We start from the raw sequence: 8180 nt of genomic DNA, 5'->3' as shown, positions 1-8180 counted from the left end.
ATTCTGTGAAGACGTAAGCAGAGTCATATCGCTGTGCTATCGAGATTGGACAAATCTGGAAACTTAATTAACGGAATTGGTATAATCTTTAAGTTTTAAATATTGAGATGAAAGGGTAACGAAGTATTTAGATTTATCTCGCACCTAGTAATGACATGGTGCGAGTTTTATGATGATAATTGGAGATTTGTTTCAGAGGAAACGAATAAGGTTAGAGGCACCTTAAACTTAATTGCATTGTAAAAATATTCTTCATGACTGATGTTATTTAACCAGTATGAGTATAACCGAGCGGGGCTAATCTGCTCTTGTTAAAAGTGTCGATATTACTTCTTATTTTTGTTGTGCTGTTTCTTTCTGTTGCATTTCTTGTTGTTGGTTTTCGTCTTTATTTTGTTGGAACCAAAATCTTTTTCTACCTGTAGAACGAGCCATATAATTTCCTTATGGTTTAATATCCGTATTATACGTATTACATTATTCAATTGATCCAGCATGTAGGTCTTTAAATTAAGTATCACTACACTATAAAACTGAAGTTCTGATTTAATATAACTGGAATTACGTTTTTTTAGTAATTCTTTACGGGTTGTTAATATGCAAAATTGCATGCTATGAAAATATAATTATTCAATGGTTTTATGAAGCTAGGGAAAATACTAAGGACAACAGTAACGATGTGACAGAGGATATCTTGGACTTTCTTTTACATTAATAACTCTTTTTTCAGAGCGAGGGTAACTATAATTGATATTAATTTATATTGCTAGCTTTATTTGCATTATTTTTAAACAAAAAGCTCAAAATAGATCAATAGCTTATAATCTTGCTTAGTTATTTTATGAGAAAAACAAAAGTATAGTTATGTTACTTATTAGTGAGTGGCTTGATGACGAGCAATATACTGAGCATGTTGATAACGCTCAGTATATATTGAAGTAAGCTATTAATATAAAGGTTAGGAAACTTTATTCGTCTCATCTTGATCTAATCTTAGCCATTCAACGCTAACACCTGATTGCTCGAACATCTCTTCACTAAGTTTAATTTTATCCCCCCAGCGTGATAAAAAGTCTTCGCTTTGAGCTGGGCAATGAACGGCTTTAATACCTGTTTGAATAATTTTAGCTGCACAATTAGGACAAGGGAAATGTGTTACCCAAATCTCACAGCCAGTAAGGTCTCTTTTTGCGTAAAGTAAGGCATTTTCTTCGGCATGTAAGGTTTTAAGTAGTTTAACTTCTCGATTATCAGAACTTGCGCTATCAATGATCCCTTGCGGATAACCGTTAAACCCTAAAGATACAATACGATTACGCTCAGTAATTACAGCACCTACTTGAGTTGAAGGGTCTTTACTCCAAGAGGCAACAAGTTCTGCCATTTGAATAAATCGAGGGGCCCATTTTGAAATCATAGCAATTTAATCCTTTATGTAATGACATAGTTGTCTTTAGTTGTTATTTACGAGTCTGGTTTAGAGCACTTAATCTGATCAAAAAATGCCCTTATAACTTATACACTTTTTTCGCAGTAACTTGTTAAGTTTTTATTAACGTATTATTAAACTCTTTAGAATATATTTAATCATTAATATTTTGTATTATTCCACTTCAATAATAAGGAAATAATATGACTTTGAATTTTAAAAAAGTACCATTGAATAAGCATCTTATCATTTTTAGCGTGCTAGCTACGTTATGTTTATTTCCTATTATATCCTCTCCTATTGCATTGGTGTTAGGTTTTGCGATTGCTACTTTAGGACAAATCCCAGCGCAAATTAATATTCCGTTATTAACCAAAAAATTATTAGCTTTATCTATTATTGGCTTAGGCTTTGGTATTAATGTTGATCAAGCAATTCAAGCCAGTTCTGGTAACTTATGGTTAATTATAGGCTCAATTTTCAGTACGTTAGCTTTAGGTGGTCTATTAACTAAACTGCTTAAACTTGATACGAAAACCGGTTATCTCGTCGCATCAGGTACGGCTATCTGCGGTGGGAGTGCAATTGCAGCTGTTGCACCTGCTATTGAAGCCAATAATGAGCAAGCGTCCCATGCATTAGCGACTGTTTTTATTCTTAACAGTATTGCATTATTTGTTTTTCCGTTAGTTGGTCATGCTCTAATGATGAGTCAATATAACTTTGGTTTGTGGAGCGCTATTGCTATCCATGATACCTCTTCAGTGGTTGGTGCTGCTTCCGCCTATGGAGATGAGGCTTTGCAAATAGCGACTACGGTGAAGTTAGCTCGTGCATTATGGATTGTTCCCGTTGCGTTTATAAGCGCAATGTTGTTTAGAGGAGATAATAAAAAAATAACTATCCCAATGTTTATTGTTTATTATTGTTTTGCGATTGCTATTGCCCATTATTTGCCACAATTTGATGCTCTATATCAAAACCTGTTTTTTGTAAGTAAGCGTTTATTAGTACTGTGTTTATTTTTAATCGGTTGTGGGATCACTGTTAAAACAATTAAAAACGCAGGTTATAAACCTATGTTATTAGGGATTATTTTGTGGATTAGCGTCGCAACATCAGTGTTAATTTATATACAAAACTTCATGTCATAATATGCCTAGACTCTGAATCTATTTCATTTTATGCTAGCGCTAATCACTTTTTAGGGTTGGTATAAAATGAAGCAATTAAAGATAAATAATGAGACTAAGCTTAGTCACTTAGAGCGACGCTTTTACAAAATTAGAAATAACAAAATATTTGAGCTGTTTGTTATCAGCATTATTGTTTTTTCGGCATTAATGATTGGTGCTAATAGCTATGATGTTTCACCTACGACACTGCAAGTATTATCTATTTTAGATATTATGATTACGGTGATATTTCTAGTAGAAATTGTCATTCGTTTTATAGGTGAACCCAACAAAAGAACTTTCTTTTGTAATGCTTGGAATGTCTTTGATACGTTTATTGTATTAGTTAGTTTAATCCCTATTGAAGACAGCGAACTTGCTGTTCTTGGACGCTTGGTTCGTATTTTTCGTGTGTTGCGTATGGTTTCCATTATTCCTGAATTACGTATTTTAATTAACTCCCTTATAAAAGCATTGCCGCAGCTTGGTTATGTCATGTTATTAATGTTTATTATTTTTTATATTTATGCGGCGGTAGGCACCACTTTTTTTGCAACAATAAATCCAACATTGTGGGGAGATATCTCGATTAGTTTACTAACGCTATTTCGTGTAATGACCTTCGAAGACTGGACTGATGTGATGTATGAGACGATGCAAGTCTACTCTTTATCATGGATTTATTATCTGACTTTTATCTTTTTTACCGCTTTTGCTTTTTTAAATATGGTTATCGGTATTGTTGTGAATGTATTAGAGCAAGAGAGGCAATTAGAAGCAGACTTATTGAATGAACACAATGAGAACGCTGATATGGAGGAGTTGAAAAAAGAGTTAGCAGAGATAAAGGCTTTATTGCAAAAGCGTTAATCTGAATTACTGTTATGCGCTTGTGTACTGACAAAGTAAAACAATAAGGAAAAGGCTATTAATGAAAAGGTAGCCGCTATAATACCTTGAGTAAAGATAGCGCAAAAAATAGCAATAATAACTAGGCTAATAATGATCGGTGATTTCATCTAAACATTCCTATTACAGTAGTAGGTTTTGTCTATTATTGATAAATACTGGCCTAAGCGATAATAAAATAATCATCTAACTCATAACCTTCGAGAATAGGAAGGATAATAGATAAAGAGTAGTGGGGCGGCTTTTATTGTCGTTAGGGTCTAAGTACTAAAGAGCCGAGATAAGTTCTTGTAGTAGTGTTTAGGCTGGCTAAATAAAGTCTGTTATAACCTTCGAAAGACTGTGGAAAGTTAGTAATACAACAACATTGCTTGGCTTAACCCCCTTTTCGGCAATATACTTTTTAAAATAATGATTATTACCCCAATCCCATTTTCTTGTCATGTTAAGGTCGTAGTTAAACCGACAATCCCACTGCTTAAAGCTGTTATTGATTCCATTCTTTTACCTTCTTTATTTACTCTGCAAAAAATTAAGCAAAGCGTTAATACTAATTTAATGACAATTAAGTGAGTAGAACGAGCATGTTAATTTGGGGTGTAGATAAGTTAGCATTGTGCTGATATCTTGTGCCTTACTTTATTTACGAGCAAAGATAATCAATATGAGAAAAACCGATAAAAAAATAGATAACAATATTTGCCGAGCATTAACTGAAGTGTGTGATTTTGCATTAGAGAGTGTCGAAGGTTATCAATGGATCACGCATACGGTTAATTATAATGCTTTTCCGTCATCTTTATTGATAACTTGTGCCTTTGCCACACAGGAAGATATTAATCGCTTAGAGGAAGACAATGACCGCTTGTTATTAATCAAACTAATTTGCGATAAGCTCAGTGAGATAAATATTAAAATTAACAATGTTAACAAGCAAATTAAGTTTAAAGTAGCGTAATTGAAGTGGAGAAGGGAGAGTTCAGTCAGCTTTTACACTGACTGAATAAAGATGAGGTTTAATGATTAACCTTTGTAAATTTTTGGATTGAACACATCACGTAACCAATCACCTAATAGGTTAATAACTAATACTAGGCTAATTAATACAATACCCGGGAAGATGGTGATCCACCAAGCTCCAGAGAATATGTATTTAAAGCCTATGCTGATCAACGCACCTAAAGAAGGTTGGTCAACAGGTAAACCTAATCCTAAAAATGATAAAGCTGCCTCTGACATAATTGCATTTGCAACTTGTACAGTAGAGATAACTAAAATAGGTGATAAGCAGTTAGGCAGAATGTGACGGAACATAATACGCATTGATCTGAAGCCCATTACCTGTGCCGCTTCTACATATTCTTTTTTCTTCTCTGCCAATACAGATGCACGAATTGTTCGGGCATATTGCGGCCATTCTGCGACACCAATAATCACAATCAACATTACTACTGCATATTGAGAGAAGAACTCTGCACCAAAGCTGGCTTTAAATATTGCAGTAATAATAATAGCTACCATCATAGTAGAAAATGATAATTGTATATCTGCGAAACGCATCAATAGGCTATCAATTCTGCCACCAAAGTAACCAGCAGATAAACCAATGACAATACCTAGTAATAACTGCACAGCTACGGCCAAAAAGCCAATAGTGAGTGATAATCTCGAGCCATATAAGATAGTTGATAAAATATCACGGCCTTGATCATCGGTACCTAGTAAAAAGCGTTCTTCACCACCTGATAACCAAGATGGAGGCAGTTCTGAATCCATTAAATCAATTGATGTTAAGTCATATGGATTAGTAGGTGAAATCAACGGTGCAAACAAAGCGGCTGTAAAAAATGCTAAAAACACAGCAAAGCTAAACATCGCTACTTTGTCACGTTTAAAATGATAGATAAAATCTGAGTTTTTAAAACGTTGCCAGCGTGACGGAGCCTTAATTTCTTGAGTTAAGCTATTCATTTTATGCTCCTTTACCGGTGATTTTGACGGTTGGGTTAATAACACCATATAACAGATCGACTACGGTATTGGTTACCACGAAAATTAATCCGACAAAAATAACATAAGCGGTAATTAAAGGCGTATCTACACGGTTAATCGCTTCTAAGAATAAAAAGCCAGTACCAGGCCATTGAAAAACGGTTTCAGTGAGTATGGTGTAAGCGATCATAGTACCAATTTGCACACCACCTACTGTTAATACTGGTAGCATGGTATTTTTAAGCGCATGTTGATAATAGACTTTCTTCATTACCAAGCCTTTAGCTGTGGCAAATTTTACGTATTCAGAGCTTAGTGCTTCAAGCATTTCAGAGCGAACCAAGCGGATAAACAGTGGCAGCATAATAGAAGCCAAGGAAATACAAGGTAAAACCAGGTGTAATAAACCATCTTTGGTTAAGTAACCTGTTTCCCAACCGAGTACGTTGAGTGTTTCTCCACGACCATAGGAAGGTAACCATTGTAGTTCAATAGCAAATACATACATGAGGATAATAGCGGTTAAAAAGACCGGGATTGAAATACCGATACTACTAAAAGCCATTATCGCTTTTGTCCAAATACTCTTAGGGTGTATAGCAGAGAAAACACCAAGGGGAATTGAGATCAGAATGATAATAATCGAAGCCCCGAATACCAGTTCAATTGTTGCTTCTAATTTTTCTAATATTACATCTACAGCTGGACGTTTAAAGAAATAAGAATCCCCTAAATCGCCTTGTACTGCATTGCTAATAAAGCGGGTATATTTAGTGATATAAGGGTCATTTAAGCCTAATTCATCACGTAATACTTGTCGTTCAGCATCTGATACTGATTGGCCTACCATTTCTCGAAGTGGATCGCCTAGGTTATCTTGGATTGAAAATGCGACTAGGCTGATCACAAACATTACGATTAATGCTTGGAAAAGTCGCTGGACCAAAAAGGTAAACATCAGTCGTTTCCTATAAAGTTAATAACACCAACCTAACTAATTGATTATAGCTAGGTTGGTGTAGAGCCCCAACATTAGGGCATTTTATGATATTGATAAAAAGTTAAAATAACTTATTTAACAACTAAGTCCCCGAAGTATGGGAAGTTTAATGCATTTACAATAGGTGACACGTTTAAGCTAGATTTTGCACCCCATGCAAGGTTTTGCCAGTGTAGAGGGACAAAGGCAGCATCGTTATAAAGGATTTGCTCAACTTCTTGTAACATTGCAGCGCGTTTTGTTAGGTCTGTTTCTGCATTCGCAGCATTAACTAACTCATCAACTTTTGCATTTGAGTAGTAACCACAGTTATAAGCACCACGACCAGTTTCTGCATCACGAGTCATTGTTAAGAATTCTGAGAAGTTCGCTGAATCTTCAGTATCAGAGTGCCAGCCGATCATCATCATATCTGCAGAACATTTATCAAACTCAGGCCAGTATTGTGCTTTTGGTAGGGTTTTTAAATCAACAGTAATACCAATTTTTGATAGCATTGACGCTGTTGCTTGGGCAATTTGAGCATCATTAACATAACGGTTATTTGGCGCCATCATGGTTAATTTAAGGCCATCTTCATAACCCGCTTCTTTCATTAGTTGTTTTGCTTTTTCTAGGTCGTAACGAGGTACTAGGTTAGCATCATATCCTGCATAACCTTCAGGGCCCTGTTGACCTGCTGTTGTTGCAAAACCTTTCATGATTTTTTTAACAATGGCGTCGTTATTAATTGCATAGACAATCGCTTGACGTACACGTACATCTTTTAATGCTTCATTTGAATTTTGATTCATTTGCATGGTGATAATACGAGTACCTGCAACAGTCGTTAATTCAATGTTTTTAGTATCACTAACACGTTTTTGGTCATTAGGCGCAACCGGGTGAATTAGATCAACATCACCTGATAACAATGCAGCAACACGTGTTGCATTTTCTTTGATTGGTACTAACGTTAATTTATCAACATTACCTGGTGACTTCTTGTCCCAGTAATCATCAAAACGATCAAAAACAACTTTAACACCTTGTTCGCGTGATTCGATTGTAAATGGGCCTGTACCAGAAACATGCGTTGAAGCGAACGAGTTACCGTGTTTGATGATAACTGACTTATCGGCACCATCTACTTCACCTGAATAGAACTTGCTGTCCATTGGGAATAGGTAAGTTGCTGTTTGTAAAACAAGTGGGTACGGTTCGTACGAGATTAATTGAACTGTGTAGTCATCTACTTTTACAAGTTTTTCATATGGAGAAAAAACATTCTTGAAATCTGGTGATGTTTTTAGACGGTTGAATGTCCATATTACATCGTCAGCGGTCATTGTGTTTCCTGAGTGGAATTTAACACCTTGACGTAGTGTAAATTGGAAAGTGTTATCGTCTATACGTTCCCACTTTTCCGCTAAGCGAGGCTCAAAATCGAATTCTTTAGTAAAACGAACAAGAGGATCAAATAGCATATGTGACATTTGTAATACGCCACCAGAAAGCTGTTCATGCGGATCTAATGTTACTGGATCCGAATCATAGGCAACGGTGATATCTGCAGCTGATGCTGCAAAGCTTAAGCCAGTAGCAAGTAATGCAATAGCTAATTTTGATTTTAAAAACTTCATTTACAACTCCTTTTATAAAAACCTTTTATTTTAAAATACTTAATATCTGCACT

Annotated in this window: 8 protein-coding genes; 3 read left to right on the top strand and 5 right to left on the bottom strand. The window is 35.4% G+C overall.

Features of this window, described 5'->3' with window-relative positions; translation table 11 throughout:
• Nucleotides 1-958: 958 nt before the first annotated feature.
• Nucleotides 959-1417: a dCMP deaminase family protein gene (locus V6256_RS07155; protein WP_341597391.1), complete on the bottom strand. Its 459-nt coding sequence runs from the start codon at nucleotides 1415-1417 to the stop codon at nucleotides 959-961.
• Between the two features lie 215 nt (nucleotides 1418-1632).
• Here V6256_RS07155 and V6256_RS07150 point away from each other — a divergent pair, with 215 nt between their 5' ends.
• Both V6256_RS07150 and V6256_RS07145 read left to right on the top strand, forming a co-directional pair.
• Complete coding sequence (locus tag V6256_RS07150) at nucleotides 1633-2583, top strand: YeiH family protein (RefSeq protein WP_341597390.1); 951 nt, start codon at nucleotides 1633-1635, stop codon at nucleotides 2581-2583.
• Between the two features lie 66 nt (nucleotides 2584-2649).
• Nucleotides 2650-3474, top strand: a complete 825-nt coding sequence (locus V6256_RS07145) for an ion transporter (protein ID WP_341597389.1) — start codon at nucleotides 2650-2652, stop codon at nucleotides 3472-3474.
• Here the strand turns inward: V6256_RS07145 and V6256_RS07140 are convergent.
• Nucleotides 3471-3623, bottom strand: coding sequence for a hypothetical protein (locus V6256_RS07140; protein ID WP_341597388.1), 153 nt, complete (start codon nucleotides 3621-3623; stop codon nucleotides 3471-3473). The two genes, V6256_RS07145 and V6256_RS07140, sit on opposite strands and share 4 nt — an antisense overlap.
• A 554-nt stretch (nucleotides 3624-4177) precedes the next feature.
• On the opposite strand from V6256_RS07140, the gene V6256_RS07135 reads away from it, so the two are divergent.
• Nucleotides 4178-4471, top strand: a complete 294-nt coding sequence (locus V6256_RS07135) for a Fis family transcriptional regulator (protein WP_341597387.1) — start codon at nucleotides 4178-4180, stop codon at nucleotides 4469-4471.
• 65 nt (nucleotides 4472-4536) lie between these two features.
• Here V6256_RS07135 and V6256_RS07130 read toward each other — a convergent pair whose 3' ends face one another.
• The 3 genes from V6256_RS07130 to V6256_RS07120 form a co-directional block, all read right to left on the bottom strand.
• On the bottom strand, nucleotides 4537-5484 hold the full coding sequence (locus tag V6256_RS07130) for an ABC transporter permease (RefSeq protein WP_341597386.1): 948 nt from the start codon (nucleotides 5482-5484) through the stop codon (nucleotides 4537-4539).
• 1 nt (nucleotide 5485) lies between these two features.
• The gene (locus V6256_RS07125; RefSeq protein WP_341597385.1) at nucleotides 5486-6463 is read right to left on the bottom strand and encodes an ABC transporter permease; all 978 of its coding nucleotides are present in this window, start codon (nucleotides 6461-6463) and stop codon (nucleotides 5486-5488) included.
• Nucleotides 6464-6576: 113 nt separating this feature from the next.
• A complete protein-coding gene (locus tag V6256_RS07120; RefSeq protein WP_341597384.1) occupies nucleotides 6577-8127 on the bottom strand; it encodes an ABC transporter substrate-binding protein in 1551 nt (516 codons plus the stop codon).
• Nucleotides 8128-8180: the final 53 nt, after the last annotated feature.

Source organism: Psychromonas aquatilis (genome assembly GCF_038155185.1).
In the GTDB taxonomy this organism is placed as follows: domain Bacteria; phylum Pseudomonadota; class Gammaproteobacteria; order Enterobacterales; family Psychromonadaceae; genus Psychromonas; species Psychromonas aquatilis.
This window is presented reverse-complemented; position numbering and strand designations above follow the sequence as displayed.

What these genes read in the sequence shown, in the direction of transcription:
- V6256_RS07155 (WP_341597391.1), bottom strand. Translation starts at nt 1,417, where the DNA reads ATGATTTCAAAATGGGCCCCTCGATTTATTCAAATGGCAGAACTTGTT.
- V6256_RS07140 (WP_341597388.1), bottom strand. Translation starts at nt 3,623, where the DNA reads ATGAAATCACCGATCATTATTAGCCTAGTTATTATTGCTATTTTTTGC.
- V6256_RS07130 (WP_341597386.1), bottom strand. Translation starts at nt 5,484, where the DNA reads ATGAATAGCTTAACTCAAGAAATTAAGGCTCCGTCACGCTGGCAACGT.
- V6256_RS07125 (WP_341597385.1), bottom strand. Translation starts at nt 6,463, where the DNA reads ATGTTTACCTTTTTGGTCCAGCGACTTTTCCAAGCATTAATCGTAATG.
- V6256_RS07145 (WP_341597389.1), top strand. Translation starts at nt 2,650, where the DNA reads ATGAAGCAATTAAAGATAAATAATGAGACTAAGCTTAGTCACTTAGAG.
- V6256_RS07150 (WP_341597390.1), top strand. Translation starts at nt 1,633, where the DNA reads ATGACTTTGAATTTTAAAAAAGTACCATTGAATAAGCATCTTATCATT.
- V6256_RS07135 (WP_341597387.1), top strand. Translation starts at nt 4,178, where the DNA reads ATGAGAAAAACCGATAAAAAAATAGATAACAATATTTGCCGAGCATTA.
- V6256_RS07120 (WP_341597384.1), bottom strand. Translation starts at nt 8,127, where the DNA reads ATGAAGTTTTTAAAATCAAAATTAGCTATTGCATTACTTGCTACTGGC.